Consider the following 22,183-nt stretch of genomic DNA (forward strand, 5'->3'; position numbering starts at 1 on the left):
TTTTATAATCGTCAAGGCGAAATTGAAAGTAATTTAAAGCAATTTAAAGCAATTCTATAAAACATTGTGCTATTTTTTCATGTTTAGTTTACAAAGCCTCTTTTTATTATTAATAAAATGAATGCACTTTGTAATGTTTCTTCATATTCAATAGTGAATCTAGTTTTAAATTTATTTTGTAAATATGAAACGGCCTCAAATGTATCCATAGCAAAATTATCAATATTATCATTGATATACTCTGATATCTCTTTTTCCATAGATTGTAAAAACTTGTCTTTTTCAAGCAATGTAAGACTTTCAGTAAGAAACTTTTTCCATTGTGATCTTTCATTTATTTTTTTATAGTAATTATTAATTTCATTTATACATTCATTTACAGCAATATCTGCCTCATCTGAATACTCCTTTAATATGGAATCAATAGTATCACGAGTTATTCCCTTATTTAGAATTAATTCATCATAATTATTACTAGCCAGTTCATATGCTGCACAACTATTAACAGTTTCTGATAATACATTATATAATGTAATAGTTTTTTTTGATTCAGTTCCTGTTACCTCTTTATAAAATAAGGCTGTTTTGCCAATCAAGCTTTCCTCTGGTTTAAATAAATCTACCGTTGAACGAATATAATATATATCATGTAAGTCAAAACTAGCTATATTTGGAAATTCTTCCTCCATCTTTTCAATTACCCTTAAACGACACTTTTCTTCTAACTCATCGAAACAAAATTTTTCTGAATCACTATATATTTTATTGCCCACACCTTGTAATACTGAATTTGAGACAACTGCCAACCTTATCATATTTTTATCTGAATCCGCTACAACTTTTAATAAATATAATTTCCCTAATATGGAATGTTCTTTATTTTTCTTTAAAATTGTATTAAGAGAATATGGTTTATATGATTTTTGTGTTTTAACTTGATAAAAATTTAAAGAATGATCTGTATGTATTTCAATATCACATACATAATCAAATATTGCTACAAAATTTTCCCCTGATATATATACCTCAAAAACCTTTGTTAATCCCCATAATATTTCACTTCGAAATCTATTTTTGCTCATAGCACCTGACAATTCATAAGGCAACTTCATATATATATCCTCTAATTTCAAGACATCACCCCATCTTTATTTAAAGAAGTTTAAATCCTATATAACAAATCTCTATATTTATCAAATATTAGCTATTATAATACATTATACAATAAAGATGGGGATTTTCTAGTTTTAAAACAAATAATATTACTATTCATTGGATTGTTTTAAACTACTTTATTTCACCTTTAACAATTGCTCCTCTATATTTAAAAACCATATTATACTTCTTCCCCAAACTCCTCATCATATTCATCTTCATACTCCAGCTCATCCTCATAATCTTCGTCTTCAAAATCCTCATGATTAGGCTTATAAATCTTAAAGTAATATCCTCCACCACCTACAATTCCTAAGATTAATAGTACAAATATAAAGGAAAACTTATTTTTCTCCTTAGGCTTTTCTTCTATTTCTTTATTTTCTTCTTCCTTATGCTCTTCTTCTTTTGCTTCCTCCACTACTGGTTTTACATTTGTATTTAATTTTTCTCCTTCTATCATATTTAATAAATCTTGTTCTCCTACTTCTGTTAAGAGAAATACATTTTGAGATGCTTTTTCATGGTCTACTATTAGATGAAATGTTTTTCCACTCTTAGTAGTAAAGGTTATAAATTGCCTTGTCTGCTTTGAATTTTCATCGTCATCAAATTTCATCTCAAATTCTTTGCCATCTTCCCCTACATTTTCTGTCATATCTGCCCTAGCTATATACTGCTTAGTAGCTAAGGGATTTATAGCATCCATATTCCCACCCATTACTAAAGATACATCATATCCATTATTAGATATTATTGTATTTGTTTCTTGGTTCCAATTGCTTGAAGGCTCTTTAATTTGTGGATTTGATATTGTTCCTTCTTCTCTATAAATTTCAATAGATTCATCCGGTTTTTCATCTCCAATAATATCTGCTGCATAAATAATATCACTAAAATAGGATTTTTCAGCAATATGGTCATCATTAGCAAAAACATGGGTATTATTTAATAAAACTAATACCATTACTATACATAGTGTTAGAACACTTTTAATATATCTATTCATTATCCATACCCTCTCTTTCATCTTGTTTACTAAAATATATATCTTCTTTTCTTTCCTATGGTTTTTCAGTAAATTTATCCTTATCCAAAACGCCTTTAATAATCTGAGTATATTCTTCAAAAGAAATCTTAGCTGTTCTAAATATCTTGTGAAGTTCTGTCTTTTCTAGCTCTTCCGCTTCACTATCTACCCCTTTAAGTTTTTCCTGTAAAGCTTGGATCTGTTTTTGAAGTTTCTCAGATTCTTGATACTTCTTTATTAATTTTTTATCCATAGATAACTCCCTCCCTATCTTAATCTTCCAAAAGAATAAAAGTGATTTCTCCAATAATTTGACTCTATACTAGTGTATTGAACAGGATCCCCAGCATGGACCATCATTCCATTTCTGGCATAAATACCTACATGGGTAACTGGTACTCCCGCATTATAGGTTCCAGTAAAGAAAATAACATCTCCTGCTTTTGCCTCACTTGATGAAATTGGTGTACTAATATTAAATATGCCTTGAGCTGTAATCCTTGGCATATTGTAGATTCCTGAATTTCTGAAAACCCAACATACAAAACTAGAACAATCAAAATTTTCTGGTCCACTTGCCCCAAAGATATATATCTTTCCTAAATGCTTATCTGCCTCATTAAATAGTGCTCTTATTGTTTCATCATCATAAGGTATACCTAGATTTCCATAATTACCTGTGTATCCGTTGTAATATGCAGTCGCTCCTATAGGACTTCCTGATTCACTGTATAAATAAAAATAAGGATTCAAAAGATTTCCCTTTGAATCCTCTAATTCTAAATGCAAATGAGCACCTGTAGACATTCCTGTACTCCCTACTTTTGCAATAATATCTCCTTTTTTAATATTCGTTCCCCTTGACACATCAATGCTAGAACAATGAGCATAAAGGGCTGTATTCCCACTCTTATCCTCAATTATAATATAGTGCCCATATCCATTCCTATCGTAATCTATCTTTTTTACTATGCCATCAAATATTGCATATAATGGAGAACCTTCTGGTTTTGCTATATCTAAACCTGTATGAAAACTAGGTACTTGCTTTATTGGATGAATCCTCCAACCAAATAAACTGCTAATAGATTTTTTCCAATCTCCCTCTATAGGGCTTTGATATACCCTAAAGTTTCCCTTGCTATTCATCAAAACATCATAAAGCTCTTTTTCTTCTATATTTAGATTTTCCTCTAGTACTTCTGATAATGCTCTAGTAGACAGTGTTGTTACGAGTATCCTCCTTTCATCTTCATCCTCTATTTCATATATTTCTTTTAGAGTTAATTCATATTGCTCATTAAATATTCTTTTTATCTCATTTTTTATCCTATCTGCTTTAAAATCTCCATATTTTGCAGTTAAATATGCCAATAATTCATGGGGATTATGACCTACTCCATCTAAATTATATCGATATTCATCATATCCTGGATGATCCTTTTCTATATCTTTTAGAGTCATAAGTAACCCTGTTTCTAATCTGGTATATTCAACATCGGCAGCTGTTACTTCTATATCAGAAGCCTGATATGATGTTCCTGCTATAGTACCTAATCCCCCCATTATAATATTTGAGCAGGATTGGGTAGTTACCATAATCATCATAAATAAAAAAGCAAGTGCAATTACATATACACCTGCCTTTTTATTAGCCCTTTTTGTAATTTCCTTTACCGTATCTAAGCTTCCTTTAATGCCCTGTAAGAATCTTTGATGAAGGGTTTTATGGGTGTTTTGATTATACTGCCTCTTAATCCTCCATTTTTGTATATACCTTCCAAACCCACTTGCCTCTTGATATGCCTCGTTTTTACTTATAGTTTTATTAAATTCTAGTTTACCTTTTAATTCTTCAGCCTTTTTTATTTCTTTATGCTTCCTCTTTAGTTTCCTATTTTTTCTGCGAATACTATAGTTTTTTCCTTTTCTTAATGTCCCTTCTGCAAATTCTTGTGATTTATGAATGGATTCTGCTCCCACATTTTCATCTTCAACCTCTTCCATTTTATTATGGAATACCTTACTAGAACTAATATTTATTATTTCTCCCGATGTAACCAATGCTTTTTTAATAGGATTTTCTAGATTATCCGCATTATGAAGTAATTTATCTTTTTTATTTTTCCTGTCAAATTTAAGTCTTGATTGGGTTTTTGTACTCTGCTTTTTATCCTCTGTTTTTTTCTTATCTTTATAACCCTTTTCAGTTCTTTCTATTTTTTCTAAAGGATTTTCTATTTTAGTATAATTGTTCTTGCTATCTTTTTCTCCTTGTTTGCTATAATCCCTGGTTCCTAGTGGCTTAGGGGATTCCTTTTCAGTTTGCAACTCTAGCTTCATCTTATTTTGAAAATCCATCTTTTCTTTAGGATTATCTTTTGAAATATCTAAATTATCTTTAGAAAATTTTAAATCCTGCTTAGTTGAGCTTTCTTTCTGCTTATATCTTCCTTTATGTCCAAGGATATATTCTTTTTTATGATTTAATTTATTCCCTATGTCATTTTCAATTCTATCTATTGGTAAATGTGTATTATTTGTGTTTTCATATGGTTTTGGCTCACTATAATGCCTTGGGGCATAATTATTTATTTGCTTCCTACTTGGATCATATTCATCTTGTTTTATAGTTTCTATATAATTGTTTTCTATCTCACCTTTCCCCTGGGTCTGTTGTTCATCTATTGATTCTATAGATTCTTCATTCAACTCTGATATAGAAATATCATCTGCTAATCCATACTCATTATCTTTATGAATTACATTGGAGTTATTTGGAATCATAGAATCTTCCAGAGTTTTCTCAATTTGCACCTTTGGTTTTTTTCTTATGAATTCATTATTTCCTCTATCCTTAGAATAATTGATGGATTCTACCCTTTTTTCTTTAAGGGTCTTTTCTAAGTTTACATCCTTTGTTTTCTGACTAATATTTCTAGTAGTGTTTTCTAAAAGATTATGCTCCACTAACCCGTCTTTAGAATATTTTTGAATTATTTTGGCTTTAGATTTTAGTTTTTTTCTCTTTCCATCCAATTTTATTACCCCGCTTTTCTTTTAAAGTAATTATATTGATAGGCTCTTATATTGTTTTTATAAGATTTCACAGGCCCTTTCTCCTAAAAATTTATGAAGAAAATAGATTTGTCCTTTCCCTGTTATTTTAGTAGTACGGGTTACCCTTACTGTTCCATCAGGATTATTTATAATATTTTTCTTTACTTCCATTAGCTTTAGGTCCATTGAATACTGGGTAGGAAGGTTGTAGTTTTCCCCTTTCTGTCTTATTAAATAGCCATTATCTCTCATCCATGCAAAAAGTCTATTTTGTCCTATTGGATATCCCCCTTGATTTATAAGTTTAGCTAATTCTCCTACAAGACATGAACTTCTAGATGTTTCTACACAATTAGCAAAGATAATCTTAGGTTTATTTTCCTGTAACTCTGTTTCTGCAATTAATCTTTTTTCTCGTTCTTCTTTTAAGTTTAGTGCAAGCTGAATCAGAAAATCAGGATCTGTTAGGACTTTTTCTACTGTTTGATCCGTTAAATATGCCCCATGTTTTCGTATAGAAGGAAGCACCTCAGATGTAACCCATTTTTTAAACTGTTTCGCTTCAGGCTTTCTACTTCTTAAAATGGAACTATAAAGGCCTGATTCGTTAATTACTATAACATTTTGATTTCCACCAGGGGTACGCACAATCTGCGTACCCTTTTCATCTTCGTCTAATATACGAGTCATATCATAAGCAGTACGATAGTCTAGCACCTTTGCAATATCTACAGCTATAAACCAAGGTTCTCCATCTATTTCTAATACACGAATTTTCCCAAAGTTACTGTTTTCAAATACCTTTAGTTTTTCCATTATACTCCCTCCCCTACCTGAACCTCCTCTGGTTTAGTTGTCATTATAGAATATAATAATGTATCCTTTGGAAACTTATCTACAAAGGGAATAATTACATTCCCATAAAAAAGAAGTCCCTCGCCTTCATTTGAATTTGTGACGTAGGACAACTGATGAGGTGATATATTTAATTGTTTTGCAAGGATTTGTCTATCCCCAGCGGCTTGATTTAGCATATAGATAAAATCACTGTTTTCAAAAATATTTTCAATCTCTCTGGAACACAACAAATCTTTAATGTTTTGAGTAATACCTGTTGGCATTCCTCCCCACTTACGAAATCTCTTCCATATTTCTACAGAATAAGCCGCTGTTTGTTCTTCTTTTAATAATAGGTGGAACTCATCTACATAATATCTTGTGTTTCTCTGTTCTGCCCTATTGATAGTAACCCTATTCCATACTTGGTCTTGAACGATTAGCATACCTATCTTTTTCAATTGTTTTCCCAATTCCTTAATGTCATAGCATACTAGACGATTATTTACATCTGCATTTGTATGATGATTAAATACATTAAGAGAACCTGTAACATATATTTCAAGAGCTGTGGCCAATCTTTTAGCTTCTGTCTCTTCCTGTTCCCTGAGTAAATTATATAAATCTTCAAGAATAGGCATATTCTCCATTCTAGGATCTGATAAGAAATCTTGATATACTAATCTTACACAACGGTCTATAATTGTCTTTTCTACAGGTTCTAATCCATGTTTTCCTCCTACAATTAGCTCACAAAGAGATAATATAAAGTCGGATTTTAAGGATAGTGGATTTTCATCATCTGAGTAATCTAAATTTAAGTCCATTGGATTTATATAGTGTGGACTAGTAGGAGAAATCTTTATGACCTGTCCATTTAGCTTATTTACCAATGGATAATACTCTGCCTCTGGATCACAGATAATAATATCATCATCCGTAATTAGAAAGGCATTTGTAATTTCTCTTTTAGCAGAAAATGATTTTCCAGAGCCAGGAGTTCCCAAAATTAAGCCATTAGGATTTTTTAATTTTTTCCTATCAACCATGATCATATTATTAGATAAAGCGTTTAGGCCATAATATAGACTTTCTCCACCCATAAATAATTCTTGTGTTGTAAATGGTATGAATATAGCAGTACTTGAAGTTGTAAGTCCCCTTGATATTTCAAGACAATTTTCTCCTAAGGGTAAACTAGATATAAATCCATTTTCCTGCTGATAATCTAATCTTCTTAAAGCACAATTATATTTTTGTGCAATACCACCAGTTTGAAATATTATATTTTCAAGTTTTTGTTTCTTCATAGCAGTATTTAAGACGATTATGGTTACTAAAAACATACGCTCATTTCTATTCTGTAAATCTTCTAAAAGGCTTTTCGCTTCATTTCCAAAGGTTGCTAAATCAGATGGTATAATATCCATGTCATATCCAGCCCTTACAGCCTTTTTCTGTTCTTCAATTTTCATCCTGTCTAAATCAGTTATTTTTCTTTTTACATTCTTAATGGCTTCTGTTTGGTCAATTGATTGGATATGAAAATTTACTATAATATCATCTTCTAAATCTAAAAAATCTGCTAACATTCTATCTGTAAGTTCAGGAGCTAATATTTGAAGAAAGCTAACAGCTCCAATAGTTTCCCCCATTTTAAAACTCCTTGGGTCAGAAAAATTAAAAGAGGTAGGTACTATTATATCCTTAGTACTCACACCCCCATTCTTTACTACATCCCATGTGAAATTCAACTTTCCCTTTGTATGCTGATGACATATGCTATGAAGTAGTTCCACCCTTTCTCTACCATTTAAGGAATAGGCTTTAACCCCCATGACCTTAAAATTATTTAATATATCAGATTCTATTCTTTCAAGTCTTGGTTTTGCTAGTTTTAAGCTATCTGCTTCTATTCCAAAGGTAATATACTTAGTTTTTAATAGTCCATTATTCCCTTTGGATAACTGGTTTTTCAACATATTAGAATACTCAAGTCTAATATCGTTAAAATCATCATCTTGCTCTTGAATCTGAATGCTATCTATAAAGGATTCTGTATTCCCAGATTGATTTATGAAACTAAGTTGAAAATTAATTGAACTATCAAAGTAATTGAGAAAATCACAATAATTTTCAAATATTAATGATTTATCTTCATTTTGAGCTAAAAGATAATTTATATCATAGAACCTAATGGTTTTAGTGTATTTTTTATTATCTACCTGACATATCCCATCAGGAAGTATTCTTCTATAGGGTAAAGTTTGCTGAGCAGATTGAGGGATGTTTCTCTTTTTATTTTGATTCATAGATTGGGTTTTGCTACTTCTCTTTACTTCCTTCTTTTGTTTATTTAATTGTTTCTGATTTTGAGCTAATCTTTTTTGTTGCTTTTTTACTTGGGGATTTTCTATCACCAATTTCCACCTCCACTTCTTTTCCATTACTATTTAAAAACTCATAAAAATTTTCTGTTTTATATAATCTAACTTTTGGATAGATATATTTCTGCCTTATTACATATTTAATATATTTTTCAAAGGGTATCCCATCCTTTTCAAATATAGCTGTAAAGAAAAATGGCATCATTAATATAATCATAATTAATAATGCCAAATCATTTCCTATATTTTTTCTTATTGCTAAATAGGTAGGAACACCAATAACTGCACCTATGCTAAAACAAATAAGTTGCCTTTTGGTTAAATTAAAGGCAACTTTTGTTTTTACCCTGGATAAATCTTTGGGTACTTGAACAAAAGCCATATTCTAAACCTCCGTTCCATCTATATCTTCAAATTCTCCATAAACTTCAATATCTTTATAAACATCTTCCATCATATCTTCCAATATTCCTAAGCGTAAATCACATTCAAATTCATATTTTTGCCTTCCTTCTTCAGTTTCAGTAACTATATTTGTAAATCTTCGAAATGATTTAGATAGTTTTGTTACCTTCTTTGATAATGATATTTCATGAAGAACTAACAATGATATACTTCCTATTCCTAGACTAGCAAGAAATAATGGATTAATATTTAAATCTTTATTACCTTTTTTAACTTTTTTCATATTGAACCCCTTTCTAATGTGCATTAAGCACTGATTTTGCAACACTTCCTGTTTTAAATAGACTAAATGCTAAAAGTACAGTATAGGATAAAATCATAAAAATACTTGCATGGATATTATCTGTAACTGTAATTGTCTTAACTAATACAGCATAGATTCCTACACATACCATAATGAAAAACCCTTGAAAACCTAAGGCTATTAGGCTTCTTAAATAATTATTACCTACTTGCCCCCACTCCCTATTAGTCATAGTAGCCAAAGGAACTGGCCCTACGGAACTTACTAAATATATCTCAATCATACGGCCATATAATATGACGGTGATTATAATGGACAATGCATCCATACAAAATTTAACAGCTGTTGTTTCAAGAGATATTCCTATAAGCTCTGCTACTGATCTATCTTCCAGAACTTCCACCATACTCAAAACTGACGATGAAATATCAATATTAGCTTCTATATCTATTACTCCTGCTGCACTTGAAACCATGTTTTGTGCCACATCAAAGGTAGCCATTATTATGTCAAATGTATGAGTAACTAGATAGATAGCTACAATAGATTTAAAAATCCATTTAAAGAACATCCATGTATCTACATCATGAAGATTATTCCTATCGATTAACATGGATATTAGCTCATAACATAAAACAAAGGTAATCACTATTCCCGCAATGGGAATAATAACAGTCTCTGACAATGATCTAATCATGTTAAAGATGCTATTATCCCACCCTTGGGGAGTCTTCCCTACCTCAATAGCTATGGTGCCTACTTTTTCATTGACATCAGTAAACATATTTGTTAAATTACCTTCAATGATTCCTATTAATATCTCCTTGATATATTCCGTAAGCTTATCAAATATCCCACCCATTATTAGAATAATCCTGCTAATAATGGAATAAGATTTGTTCCAATCAGCACCACGCCACCGCCTGCCATGAGCTGTTTAATTCCTTGAGATTTAGCACCTGGATTATCATTACCATAACCTTCTAAAAGATTGATAACTCCCCATGCACCAAGTCCTGCTCCTAATGCTGTTACCAATGTGCTTAAAGTTGTAATTGCACTGTTAAAAAATGCCATAAAATATTACCTCCTGTATTAATATTATTTTTTATTTATATATAAAAAGCAGAAGCTACATAGGTATCTCGAGCTACCTATATGACTTCTGCTTGTTGGCATAAGAAAAGACAGTAGGGTTTATTCTACTGTCTAATGATTAAAATATTAAATTGTATTTTCAATAAAATCTAGATATTTTCATCCCCAGTTTCATTTTCAAGTAATTCTTTCATTTCTTCAGCCATCTCTCGGGGTGTTAATGTGGCTGTATTCATAGCCAGTCGACTCGCAATAATCGGGCTATACTCCATCACTTCTTTTTTTGTAAGGTTATGCCAAATAGGCAATAATTTTTTTCCATTTATACTTTCAAGTTGAAAAAGTCCATCTAACTCAGACTTTGTCCAGTACTTACCATCTGCAATATAGTTGGGAGAAAGAACTGCAATTCCAAACTTTGATTTTCTAAGCCCTTCATCAATTTTTTCTCTCATTGAATCTCCCCAACTAATTCTATCTTTATCATACCAAACTCGTATTTCCATGCTTATAAGCTCTTCAACAAGTTCATTAACAAAGGATTCTTTATCCTCCCAAGCATGAGAAATGAAAACATCATATTCTTCATCTTCAGAACCGTGTAACAAATTTGGAGATGAATTGGTTAAATTTGTAATAGGTTGTCTAGATAACTCTTGTATTCTTTTTTCATAAGATTCCTGAATTTTCTTTTGTTCCCTATTTAGTTTTTTCTGTAAGTCTTGATTTGCTTTTTGTAGTTTCAAATATGCATCGTTTCGTTTTTGTCGTTTATCAGCTATTTTCTTCCCAAAATCTGCACTTTCTTTACTCTTTCTTGCATACTCTATCTGCAAATTAATAATTTGTCTCATTTTGTTTTTTCTCGTAGATTCAGATGTATTTTTTGTAATACTCTTCTGTATAGAGTTTATTTTCCCCTGAATTTCTGCACATTTTTTATCTGTCGTTGACTTTTTCTTTTCAAGAGCTGCAATTTCTTTATCTAAAATATTTACTGTCCGTTGGTACTGTTCAGTCGACATATTATCATCCCTCTCATGAAAAATATTTTCTAATTTAGAACTATCTATAATTATATCATTCCATGAGAAAGAATACTAAGTATTACTCAACCTACATATTTTCATATAACTCTACCATTTCATCTTTTTTTAGTTTAAGTTCAGAACCTAATACTCCCTCAATGTCATAGATATTCTTCTCATCATAATCAGATAAATATCTATAGTTTTTATGCCTAGTAATATCAAATTTATCAGATAAAAACGGTCTCACTCCTCTTAATTGTAATATGCATTTCCCACTATCCATAACAGCTAATTCATCCTGGGACATTAATTCTTTGCCCAGTTTCTGATAGTTAGTTCCATAGGATCTTTCCCTACCCCTATTCTCTGATTGATTATATAGGTCTATTGTTTCCTTTCCCAAAACTTCAGATATTTCCTTTAAGGTTGATTTCTCTTTACCGCCTAGAAATAGCATGGTATCACAGTTACCTATAATAGTGTCAGCATTATCCTTGTATATAGCTTTTAGCTGAGATTGTGCTTGTAATATAATACTTGCAGAAATCTCCCTTGATCTTATAGTTGCAATTAATTTCTCAAACTTAGGAATTTGTCCTATATTTGCAAATTCATCTAGTAAAAATCTTACATGAATAGGTAATCTTCCACCATAGACATCATCTGCCTTATCACATAGAAGGTTAAAAAGTTGTGTATACATCATAGCCACTATAAAATTAAAAGTATCATCAGTATCAGAGATTATGATAAATAAAGCAGTCTTTCTATCTCCTAATGTATCTAGCTCCATCTCATCATACTCCATTAAATCCCTTAGTTCCTTTATATCAAAGGGTGCAAGCCTAGCTCCACAGGATATTAATATTGACTTTGCAGTTTTTCCTGCTGCTAATTTATATTTCTTATATTGTCTTAAAGCAAAATGGTCTGGTTCTATTTCTTCTAAGGCATCAAATAGTAAATCTACTGGATTTTTAAAATTTTCATCATCTTCTCTTGCTTCAGATACATTAATCATCTCTAGTAATGTTAAAAAGTTTTGTTCTTCCTTTGGAGCTTTATAGTAAATATATCCTATAAGGGCTGTATAATATAGTTTCTCTGCTTTTACCCAGAAGTCCTCTCCTGCCTTTTCGCCTTCTCCCTTAGTATTAGCAATTATAGTATTTACCAACTTCAATATATCCTTTTCAGAACGAATATACTCAAAGGGGTTATAATGCATGGACTTTTTAAAGTTGATAGTGTTTAACACTTTAATATTGTATGGCTCATAGATTATCCTGCCTTTTTTATCCCTTTCATAAATAATTTTACCGCTTTTATCTCTCATCTCTTTTCCATTTTTATCAAGCTTTTTCTTTGCTGCTCCTCTTTCTAGTAATTTCCCACATTCAAGAAGTATTGTTCCCTTTGGGTCTGTTACTACATAAGATGAATGCATCTGCATTAGATTGGGTTTTACATAGAATCTTGTTTTACCTGACCCTGACCCTCCAACTACTAGCACATTTTTATTCCTTGAATACTTAGGATTCTTTGGCCTACCATTCATCATTAATCTTTCTGTCTGTGTTAGTATAATATTTTCTTCATATATTAGATCTATATATGGCCTTATATCTTTTGGATTTCCCCATCTAGCAGAACCATATTCCTCCCCCTTTCGATACTTTCTAGCGTTCTTTCCCTTAGTGTAGACTATAAGATATATGACTAATGCCCCTATTGCCCCAAATGCTATGTCTTTAGGGTGAAAACTTGGAAATGGGGGTTTAAATAAGTTTTCTAAATGAAGCAACATTTGATATAGAGTAATAAAGAAGTTATCTTTTAGAAATCCTCTATACATCTTCCCAATTTTATTGAAGATATAATAGATAAATATATATGGCACTAGTTTTATAAATAGCTTCTTTTTATCTATCATAGAGAGTTCATATCTCATATTTTCTATTATTTTACTCATAGGCTTTGCTCCTGATGTTTCTTTTTGACCTTATCTTTATTCAAGGATTTAGATATTTCTTTCATCTTATTTAGTGCCTGTTTTAAAGAAGGTCTTTTATCCTTATCCATTTCATTCCCAATAAATTCTCTAAAAGCTGTATCTAAAATATCTGTATCCTTACCCTTGAAAAAGACTATATATATTGGTGGATCTGTTGTCTTATCCTTTTTTAAGGCATATTCTATTCCATACTTTTTTGCAGTTTTCTCAAATCCCTTTATATTATCTTCGTTAATTTCAATGCTTTTAAGACCATCATACTTCTTAGATAACTCTTTTAAAGATATTTTCTTTCTTTTAATGATTTGTCCCTTAGATATTTTCTGCTTTTCCTTTTCTTTAAGATAGGCACTAATCAATGTCTTTAAGACAGATAATGTCATCTTATTATTCTTAGCTACAAATGCAATTGATTTTTCAGTAACTTCTTCTTGCAATTTTATGCCTCCCTTCATTTTTTCTTAAACTACCCTAATCAATTCATCCATTTTCATTGTAGTTAACTAGACTTCTATAGTATTGGCTCATGGTATTTACCGCATTATATATTGTTGTAAGCAAGTAATTCCTAATATTTCTAACCTCACTTGGGTTTCTGTCAAGACTATCCATAATATATTCTAAATGGCTTGATCTTAATTTTAAAAATCTACTTTTTACTACTTCTACAGGCATCTGATTCCCATTTATAGGTACTGTGCCACCTTCCTGAACGCATACATCTACCATAAGTTCTACAATATTTTCAATATCATCTATTGAATATCTTCCATATCTTTTATAATGGTCATACTCAATATTCTTATAAATTATATCTCTATACATCTCAGCCTTATTTATTTTGCTTCTATCAAATCCTGAACTATTTTCTTTCTCTTCTATAGATAAGATTAGATTAGTATCACTAAATTCAGTATTATTAATATTAGTATTATTACCTTGTCCTTTTGACATTTCTTGAGATGTATTTTCTACATTTCTTGAATTGTCTTTTTGACACTTCTTAAAATTTCCTTTTGACATTTTAGAAAAGTTATCCACAATAAAGTTTTTTACATAAATCTTGGTGGGTTTCCCCTGGCCCTGTCTTTGCTTTTCTATAAGGCCAATACCTTTTTCTGTATCGAGTTCCGAAAGTACCTTTACTGATTTCTTATTCCCCCATCCCATGACTTCCATAATGTTTTCAATGGTAAAATAAATATATACTCTATTATTTTCATCCACCCAACCATTTTTCATTGATAGTTCCATCCTATCTAGGAGTATTCCATAAAGTACCTTAGCATCAGATGATAGGTTTTTAAATATTGGATCTGTATATAGTACCTTTGGTATTCTAAAGAATGAAAACTGCTCGGATTCTTTGCCATGGTAATAGTTAAAGTTTATTTCCGCCACGATTACACCTCCCTTCATTGATTTTGGGCATGAAAAAAACAGCAAGGGTTTATTCTTGCTGTTGGATTAAATTTTTATTTAGTTGTAATTTGTTATTAATCTGCTACAAATTCTGAAAATCTTCTCAATGCATTAATTACAGCATTATGTGGTTTCTTACCTAAATTTTCTTTTATTCCACCTATTTCATATTATTCTAAATATTTTTGAACATCATTTGCTAATTGCTCCCATGAAATACTTTCCCATTCACATATTTTATCAATTCTTTTTGTATAATCATATACTTTACTAGGATTTCCACTTGGTGTTCACTCTTTATATCAAATGGGTATTTTTTAAATTCTTCCTTCATTTATATTCATCCTCTTTTTTCATATAAACTTCTACATTATTATATCACATTATAGCACGTTCCCAAAAGTAGGAATAGATGAAATATGTGTTATATTATATAGAATGGATTAACCCATAGTTTAATACATTCTATATCCTTTATTTTAAAAAATAATTATTTCTCTAAATATTTCTTTAAATGCCTCCCCGTAATTGATTTTTGAGATTTCAATATTCCTTCAATTCTTCCTTGATATAATAAATATCCACCTTTTTCTCCAGCATATGGTCCTAAATCTATAATCCAATCAGCTATACTCATTATTTCTAGATTATGCTCAATAATTATTATTGTGTTATTTTGGGACAACTTTTTAAATATCTTTATCAACCTAGAAACATCCTTAGCATGTAACCCTGTTGTTGGTTCATCAAAAACATAAATATTTTTATCAGAATTTAAATTAACAGATAACTTTAATCTTTGCAGTTCTCCTCCAGATAGTGTATCTAAACTCTGTCCTAAGGTTAAATATCCAATTCCTACATCTATTAACCTCTGTAATATTATATTAATATTATTAAAATCTTGAAAATAGTTCAAAGCATCTTCAATTGATAAATCCAATACTTGACTTATATTCAAACCATTTATCTTATATTTAAGTGCCTTTACATTGTACCTTTTCCCATTACACGCTTCACATTCACTAACTATATCATCCATAAAAGCTAAGTCTAATTTTATATAACCTTTGCCCCTGCATTCTGGGCAAGCTCCTTTTGAGTTAAAGCTAAAATATGATGGAGATACATTATTTGTTTCGGCAAAGATATTTCTAATATACTCAAATACTCCTATATAACTTGAAACTGTTGATCTAACATTTGTATATATCTTTTTTTGGTCAATAAAAATAGCTTCAGGATATCTTATTTTAAATTCAATGTCCATCAATGACGATTTCCCTGACCCTGCAACTCCAGTTACTACAGTAATTGTATTTTTAGGTATTTTCAAATCTATATTCTTTAAATTGTTTTTATTTGCATCATTAACTTCTAACCATTCTTTAAAAATTTTTATTTCTTTTTTTATTCGATTTTTCTTTTTAAACTCCTTTGATGTCAATGTTTCTGCAGTTAAAAAATCTTTATATTTCCCTAAAAAAATTAACTCTCCTCCTCTTTTCCCTGATTCTGGCCCTAATTCTATAATATTATCAGCAATTTTTATTACATCAATATCATGTTCAACAATTAATATTGTATTTCCTTTATTTTTTAAATCTATTAATAATCTATTTATCCTTAATATATCCTCTGGATGCAGTCCTATACTAGGCTCATCTAATATATACAATAAATCTACAAGACTATTTCCAAGCTGTTTTATAATTTTTATTCTTTGTGACTCTCCACCTGAAAGACTTCCAGTATTTCTATTTAAATTTAAATAATCAAGTCCAACTAATCTAAAATTATATAAATCTTTTAAAATTGAATCTATCAATTCTTTTGCATTTTTTATACTTAAACTCTCTAGTTCAATTATTAAACTCTCTATACTCATTCTAGAATAATCATAAATATTTTTATTATTTATTTTACATTTTAAAATACCTTCCTTTAATCTGCCCCCCTTACATTTTGGACAGATAATTTCTTTTGCATATTTATCTATCTCATGTTTATGAATTCTACCTTCCCTGCTATCCTTCTTAAAAAAAGCTTTTTTTATTCTTGGTATTAGCCCATCATAAATTGCTGATTTTGGATATTTATCACTTGGATTTTCCAACTTTATTTCATCTGCATATAATAACAGATAAAGTTCCCTCTCATTGTAATGACTGATTTTTTTGTCATTATCAAACAAACCAGATTCCACATATCTACTCCATCTAAACCCTCCCACTTGGAATGTAGGAAATAAAATTGCTCCTTCATTTAGTGATTTATTTTTATCTATAATCTGTTCTACATCAATGTCCCTTATCTTGCCTATTCCCTCACATACTTCACACATACCTTTAGGATTGTTAAAAGAAAAACTGTCTGAATATCCTACAAAGGGCTTTCCAAATCTAGAAAATAATAGTCTAAGTTTCGAATATATATCGGTTACTGTTCCTACTGTAGACCTGCTATTATCTCCAATCTTTTTTTGATTTATTACAATCGATGGTGACAGTCCTTTAATCTCATCACATTTCGGTTGTGAAAACTTTCCTAATCTAGTTCTAATAAAACTGGAGTAACTTTCATTCATCTGCCTTTGTGATTCTGCTGCAATGGTATAAAATACTAAGGCAGATTTACCTGATCCAGATGGTCCAACTACTACGGTAATTTCTTTCTTTGGAATGTATACATCAATGTTCTTTAAATTCTTTTCCTTTGCTCCTTTTACTATAATTTTATCTTTCATAACATCACCCTTTAATTTCTAGTACAATAAGTATATAATATAAACATGACAATAACTGTCACTTTAAGGAGGAAATATGAATAAAACTGCATTATTGTTCGATTTAATTTGGTTTGTGAATTCCAAAAAAGAATTTACAGCAAGAGATGTTGCAAATGAGTTTAATATATCAGTAAGAACGGCACATAGATATATAACTGATCTCTCAGATATTGGAATACCTATATACTCAAAGCAAGGCAGAAATGGAGGTTATAAAGTACTAGATAATCAAGTATATCCCCCTATACTATTTTCAAAGGATGAGATATTTGCAATTCTTTTCTCATTTAATTATCTTGGAAATTATAATAATTTACCTTTTAGTTTAAGTATTAGCTCAGTTAAAGAAAAAATATATTCACTTTTACCTAAAGATACTTTGAAGGAATTTAAGGAATTAGATAATACCCTACAAATTAATGAATATCAATTTAAACATAATACACCTTTTTTAAAAGAAATAATATCTGCTGCAATAAATAAAAATATAGTGCTGATTCAATATAATTCCCCCAAATCAAAACCAGATAAGAAAATTGTACCAATAGGCGTTTATGCATATAATGGCAAATGGTATTCTCCTGCTCTTGATATAGAATTAATGGAATATAGGTTGTATCGTGTAGATAGAATAATAGATTTTAAAAACAGCATGGATACTTATGAAAACCTCATGTCTTTAAAAGAATGGTTATCAAACTATCCAATTAACAATCCAATTGAATTGCATGTAAAATTAAATAGAATTGCCTATTTAGAATGTAAAGATATCTATTTTTTACAAAATGATCTAGAATACATTGATAATAATTGTTACACACTTAAAAAGACAATCGGTTCAAATGAAATTCCTTTTTATACAAAACTTCTCTTAAGGCTTGGGACAAATGCAAAAGTAATTGAACCTTCGGAATTAATCAATAGTTTAAAAAGGGAAATTATGTGTATGTATATTCTATATGATATTAAATCTAAATAAGATAAAAACTGAAATACTTTCTATCCAATTTATCTTTAAAATAGTATAGCTGGTACATGTGGTAATTTTATACTAAAAACATCATGATCAGAAAATCCTTCTCGTTCGAAAACTTCTTTTACAGCACAATAAATATTTTCCTTATCATTTTTTGTCTCTTGTATTATAATCATTATTGTAACCCATGATTATCACCTCCCTTCATTGATTTTGGGCATGAAAAAACAGCAAGGGTTTATTCTTGCTGCTAGCTCTTCTTATTAAATTATTTAAAGTAAATAAAGTCTATTAATATTTAGATGTTTCATACTTGAAAAATGAAGTGTAGCAATTGACAAAATTTCTTTATTAACGTATATGTTTTATTAAGGTTATTATTCTATCAATTCTTTTCTTCAAAAATGTTCTTTTGTCTGGCAAAAGGGTTACTTCACTTCTTTTTGCAATTTCTTCAACAACATAGTCAATACTTCTATTGTCTGTTATGATTTTTTCTTCGGTGATTGTTGTATTGAAGGCCTCAATACAACAATCAACTTGTGATTTTGCCCAAGTTTCACCACGTTCAAGTCGTTTGTTTAATCGTTTTAATATAGTTTCTTTATCAGCATATAAAATATAATGATTTAGAATTATACCATCATCTCTAAGCCTTTGAATTATTTCTCTATAATATTGTTGTTTATTAATTGTCATTGGTACAATAATTATTCCTGAATATTTCGTAGCAATATATTTTAATATTTCATAATTAAATAATCTCCATTGTACATAATCTTGAAAATCAGACTTTTGAATCTCCTTTGGAATGTTCTTACCAATAAAATATCCTACATTTTCAGGATCATAAACAAAGGAATTAGGAAGTCTTCTATTTAATTCAAAAGCACATGTAGTTTTTCCAGAACCAAATGCACCATTTAACCAAATAATCATTATATGTCCTCCTTTTGGCATATCTTTACTTATCATCTTCCTACAAATACTCAGCCAATTAAACTCTTCTGTTATTATTATATAACATATAATATCTTAAAGAAAAATTCCTGCTATAGAATTTATTTAATTTATTTTTTTGTGTCTCCACTAACTAGGTCAACTACCACCGAAACATTAAAATATTTTTTTAGTACTTTTTTCTTAAAATTATGCTCATCTTCTACAAACTCAAAATGGTCATGAAAGAGCTTGAATCTCAGGATTTCTATATAATTTCCTTTTGTATCAACGCTATGCACTCCACATGCATACTCATGGGAAACATATCCACTGGCTGTACTTCTTCTATCTCATATCCTTTCTCCATCAAATATCCTAAATCCCGAGCTAATGTAGAAGGATTACAGGATACATATACTATTTTTTGGGGGTTGGCCTTTACTATGGAATCTATCAAAGATTTATTCAGACCTTTTCTTGGGGGATCTACTACTAAAGCGTCTATTTTTATACCTTTTTTGTTTACCTTCGGTAATATATCTTCCGATTTCCCACGAATAAATTCTACATTATCTACATGATTTAACTTTAGATTATTATTTGCATCTTCTATGGCATCTCTTACTACTTCTACTCCATATACCTTATTAGCATATTTTGAAATATATAAGGCTATGGTTCCTATACCACAATATAGATCTATCACCGTTTCATGGCCTTTTAAATCTAAGTATTCGACTACTTTATCATATAGGATTTCCGTTTGAATATGGTTTACTTGGAAAAAAGACTTTGGAGAGATTAAAAATTTATATTCGCCTATATAATCTACTATTCTATCCTCCCCGTATAGCTTTATATCCTTATGTCCTAAAACCACAGAGGTATCTTTCTCCTTTATGTTTTGATATATGCTAACAACTGTAGCAGATTTAAGCCTATCTTCATCGGTTAGTATATCTATCAATCCCTCCTTATGGGGAAGTTTTTCTCCCTTTGTTACTATTACTACCATGGCTTCGTTATCCTTAGTAGTTCTAATAATTAAATTTTTTATTATACCTTTTTTTGTTCTATTATCGTAACCTTCTATACCATACTCTTTCATATACTCTTTTACCAAAGCATTTATTTCATCGGCTATTTTATCTTGGATTATACACTCATCTATAGGAATCAAATCATGGGTCCCTCTTTTAAAATAACCTATATTGTAATCCTTTCCTACTTTAAATTCTCCTTTATTTCTATATCTGTATGCATAGTCCATACCTATAGTATCCTTAACCAATACATCCGAAATCTTTCCAATCCTATTTAAATTGTTTTTTACCATATCCCTTTTTAATTCCAGTTGTTTTTCATAGTTTAAATTATGTAACTGACATCCATCACATTGAGGAAAGTATTGGCACTCGGATTTAACTCTATAGGGTGATTTTTCCAATATCTCTAGGGTATCAGCTATCCCAAAATTCTTTTTTATCTCTATAACCTTTGCTTTGACCTTATCCCCTAGAGTCCCACCATTGGTAAATAAGGTAAATCCTTCATACTTTCCTACTCCTTGTCCTTCACTATTTATATCTATAATATCTAGTATTAATTCACCACCAATTTTGAAGTATTTCATAAATTATTCTCCTTTTCAAGATGTTATTGCCCTTTGGGTTAACTTTTAATCTGACTAATGGGAGTAATGGGTTAAAATTTGTTCAATATGTTAGTAAGTTAGTGCCGGGGGTGGATATTTACCGGGGTGGATATTTAATCGTTAAAAAAATTATCCCGGCATTAACCTATTACCTATATAAAAATCCAATAAGTTCGTAAGTTAGTGCCGGGGGCCAATATTGTTGCCTTGTCCTTTTTTAGATCTTATCCAATATTTTGCTAATATATACATATTACCATCGGATCATTATCCTTGTATACCCTCTGCCTACCATCTTTTCCAGCCATCTTTTTATATATCCTTTATAAAATTCTCTAGTACCAGGCAATACCATGGTTATTCCTATTATATCTGTAACTATACCTGGTAATAGCAATAAGAATCCACCTAATAATATACAAAATCCCGTCAATAGTTCATCGCCAGGCACATTGCCTTGGGACATTTCTCTATTTATATTTCTTATGATTAATTTTCCTTCAGATTTAGCTAGATAATATCCTGCTATTCCTGTCAATATAATCAATAGTACTGTAGTCCCAAACCCCATGGATTGGGAGGCTTTGACTAATATATATAGATCCAATATAGGCATTAAAATACATAGTGGAATAAGCTTTTTCATGGGTTTTCCCCCCTATACATACTCCTTTAGTAGTTTCCAAATATCATTGTATTTTTTCTTGAAATTCATAGGTTTTAGGTCCTTATCTACAAAAGCATGGAGGGTATAGCCTTCTGCTAATAAGGTGTTATCCTTCTTCCTGTATAATTCATAATCAAATTGCATTCTTATTCCTTTTAGTTTTGCCAACTTTGCAATTATTATTATTTCATCTCCATATTTAGCAGGTTTTTTATATTTACAATTTGCCTCTATTACAGGTAATAGTACCCCATCGTCTTCCAATTGGGAATAAGGTAAGCCAATACTGCCTAAAAAACCCGTCCTGCCTATATCAAACCACGCAAAATAATTTCCATGGTATACTACTCCCATCTGGTCGGTTTCATTGTATCTTACCTTGATGTCCGTCATATATTCCATTATATCCACCT

General features: G+C 30.3%; 21 protein-coding genes. 1 reads left to right on the forward strand and 20 read right to left on the reverse strand.

Going from position 1 to position 22,183, the window contains the following annotated elements; all coding sequences use genetic code 11:
• Positions 1–83: 83 nt before the first annotated feature.
• The 16 genes from C3E88_RS12090 to C3E88_RS12160 all read right to left on the reverse strand — a co-directional run bounded on the left by C3E88_RS12090 (position 84) and on the right by C3E88_RS12160 (position 17,489).
• Positions 84–1,133 (reverse strand): dsDNA nuclease domain-containing protein, encoded by a 1,050-nt coding sequence (locus tag C3E88_RS12090; RefSeq protein ID WP_236910443.1) that lies wholly within the window; start codon positions 1,131–1,133, stop codon positions 84–86.
• Between the two features lie 203 nt (positions 1,134–1,336).
• Entirely contained in the window at positions 1,337–2,164 is an 828-nt protein-coding gene (locus tag C3E88_RS12095) for a CD1107 family mobile element protein (RefSeq protein WP_236910444.1), read from the reverse strand.
• Positions 2,165–2,219: 55 nt separating this feature from the next.
• Positions 2,220–2,438: a hypothetical protein gene (locus C3E88_RS12100; protein ID WP_236910445.1), complete on the reverse strand. Its 219-nt coding sequence runs from the start codon at positions 2,436–2,438 to the stop codon at positions 2,220–2,222.
• Between the two features lie 14 nt (positions 2,439–2,452).
• Positions 2,453–5,224 (reverse strand): M23 family metallopeptidase, encoded by a 2,772-nt coding sequence (locus C3E88_RS12105; protein ID WP_236910446.1) that lies wholly within the window; start codon positions 5,222–5,224, stop codon positions 2,453–2,455.
• Positions 5,225–5,281: 57 nt separating this feature from the next.
• Positions 5,282–6,061, reverse strand: a complete 780-nt coding sequence (locus C3E88_RS12110; RefSeq protein WP_236910447.1) for a phage antirepressor — start codon at positions 6,059–6,061, stop codon at positions 5,282–5,284.
• Positions 6,061–8,394 carry a VirB4-like conjugal transfer ATPase, CD1110 family gene (locus tag C3E88_RS12115; RefSeq protein WP_336513094.1) on the reverse strand — a complete coding sequence of 778 codons (2,334 nt, stop codon included), beginning with the start codon at positions 8,392–8,394 and terminating at the stop codon, positions 6,061–6,063. The genes C3E88_RS12110 and C3E88_RS12115 overlap by 1 nt, the downstream gene beginning before the upstream one ends.
• Positions 8,395–8,434: 40 nt before the next feature.
• Positions 8,435–8,851, reverse strand: a complete 417-nt coding sequence (locus C3E88_RS12120) for a PrgI family protein (RefSeq protein WP_236910449.1) — start codon at positions 8,849–8,851, stop codon at positions 8,435–8,437.
• A 3-nt stretch (positions 8,852–8,854) separates the two neighbouring features.
• A complete protein-coding gene (locus C3E88_RS12125) occupies positions 8,855–9,181 on the reverse strand; it encodes a hypothetical protein (protein WP_236910450.1) in 327 nt (108 codons plus the stop codon).
• The gene (locus tag C3E88_RS12130) at positions 9,171–10,040 is read right to left on the reverse strand and encodes a VirB6/TrbL-like conjugal transfer protein, CD1112 family (protein WP_236910451.1); all 870 of its coding nucleotides are present in this window, start codon (positions 10,038–10,040) and stop codon (positions 9,171–9,173) included. The genes C3E88_RS12125 and C3E88_RS12130 overlap by 11 nt, the downstream gene beginning before the upstream one ends.
• A 2-nt stretch (positions 10,041–10,042) precedes the next feature.
• Complete coding sequence (locus C3E88_RS12135; RefSeq protein WP_072744813.1) at positions 10,043–10,255, reverse strand: Maff2 family mobile element protein; 213 nt, start codon at positions 10,253–10,255, stop codon at positions 10,043–10,045.
• 170 nt (positions 10,256–10,425) lie between these two features.
• On the reverse strand, positions 10,426–11,301 hold the full coding sequence (locus C3E88_RS12140; RefSeq protein WP_236910452.1) for a toll/interleukin-1 receptor domain-containing protein: 876 nt from the start codon (positions 11,299–11,301) through the stop codon (positions 10,426–10,428).
• 91 nt (positions 11,302–11,392) lie between these two features.
• Positions 11,393–13,114, reverse strand: coding sequence for a VirD4-like conjugal transfer protein, CD1115 family (locus tag C3E88_RS12145; RefSeq protein WP_442870645.1), 1,722 nt, complete (start codon positions 13,112–13,114; stop codon positions 11,393–11,395).
• Between the two features lie 161 nt (positions 13,115–13,275).
• The gene (locus C3E88_RS12150) at positions 13,276–13,758 is read right to left on the reverse strand and encodes a PcfB family protein (protein WP_236910454.1); all 483 of its coding nucleotides are present in this window, start codon (positions 13,756–13,758) and stop codon (positions 13,276–13,278) included.
• Between the two features lie 43 nt (positions 13,759–13,801).
• On the reverse strand, positions 13,802–14,722 hold the full coding sequence (locus C3E88_RS12155) for a DUF6017 domain-containing protein (protein WP_236910455.1): 921 nt from the start codon (positions 14,720–14,722) through the stop codon (positions 13,802–13,804).
• A 220-nt stretch (positions 14,723–14,942) separates the two neighbouring features.
• Entirely contained in the window at positions 14,943–15,077 is a 135-nt protein-coding gene (locus tag C3E88_RS12375; protein WP_272878549.1) for a hypothetical protein, read from the reverse strand.
• A gap of 156 nt (positions 15,078–15,233) precedes the next feature.
• Complete coding sequence (locus tag C3E88_RS12160; protein WP_236910456.1) at positions 15,234–17,489, reverse strand: ATP-binding cassette domain-containing protein; 2,256 nt, start codon at positions 17,487–17,489, stop codon at positions 15,234–15,236.
• 76 nt (positions 17,490–17,565) lie between these two features.
• Between C3E88_RS12160 and C3E88_RS12165 the strand changes: the two genes are divergently transcribed.
• Positions 17,566–18,510, forward strand: a complete 945-nt coding sequence (locus tag C3E88_RS12165) for a helix-turn-helix transcriptional regulator (protein WP_236910457.1) — start codon at positions 17,566–17,568, stop codon at positions 18,508–18,510.
• A 348-nt stretch (positions 18,511–18,858) separates the two neighbouring features.
• Here the strand turns inward: C3E88_RS12165 and C3E88_RS12170 are convergent, their stop codons facing one another.
• The 4 genes from C3E88_RS12170 to C3E88_RS12185 all read right to left on the reverse strand — a co-directional run bounded on the left by C3E88_RS12170 (position 18,859) and on the right by C3E88_RS12185 (position 22,172).
• Complete coding sequence (locus C3E88_RS12170; protein ID WP_236910458.1) at positions 18,859–19,482, reverse strand: AAA family ATPase; 624 nt, start codon at positions 19,480–19,482, stop codon at positions 18,859–18,861.
• 232 nt (positions 19,483–19,714) lie between these two features.
• Positions 19,715–21,082, reverse strand: coding sequence for a 23S rRNA (uracil(1939)-C(5))-methyltransferase RlmD (rlmD, locus tag C3E88_RS12175; RefSeq protein ID WP_236910459.1), 1,368 nt, complete (start codon positions 21,080–21,082; stop codon positions 19,715–19,717).
• Between the two features lie 274 nt (positions 21,083–21,356).
• The gene (locus C3E88_RS12180; RefSeq protein ID WP_236910460.1) at positions 21,357–21,749 is read right to left on the reverse strand and encodes an FxsA family protein; all 393 of its coding nucleotides are present in this window, start codon (positions 21,747–21,749) and stop codon (positions 21,357–21,359) included.
• A gap of 12 nt (positions 21,750–21,761) precedes the next feature.
• The gene (locus C3E88_RS12185) at positions 21,762–22,172 is read right to left on the reverse strand and encodes an acyl-CoA thioesterase (RefSeq protein ID WP_236910461.1); all 411 of its coding nucleotides are present in this window, start codon (positions 22,170–22,172) and stop codon (positions 21,762–21,764) included.
• Positions 22,173–22,183: the final 11 nt, after the last annotated feature.

The sequence above is a fragment of the Clostridium sp. Cult3 genome (assembly GCF_021655115.1).
Lineage (GTDB): Bacteria > Bacillota > Clostridia > Tissierellales > Tepidimicrobiaceae > PPXY01.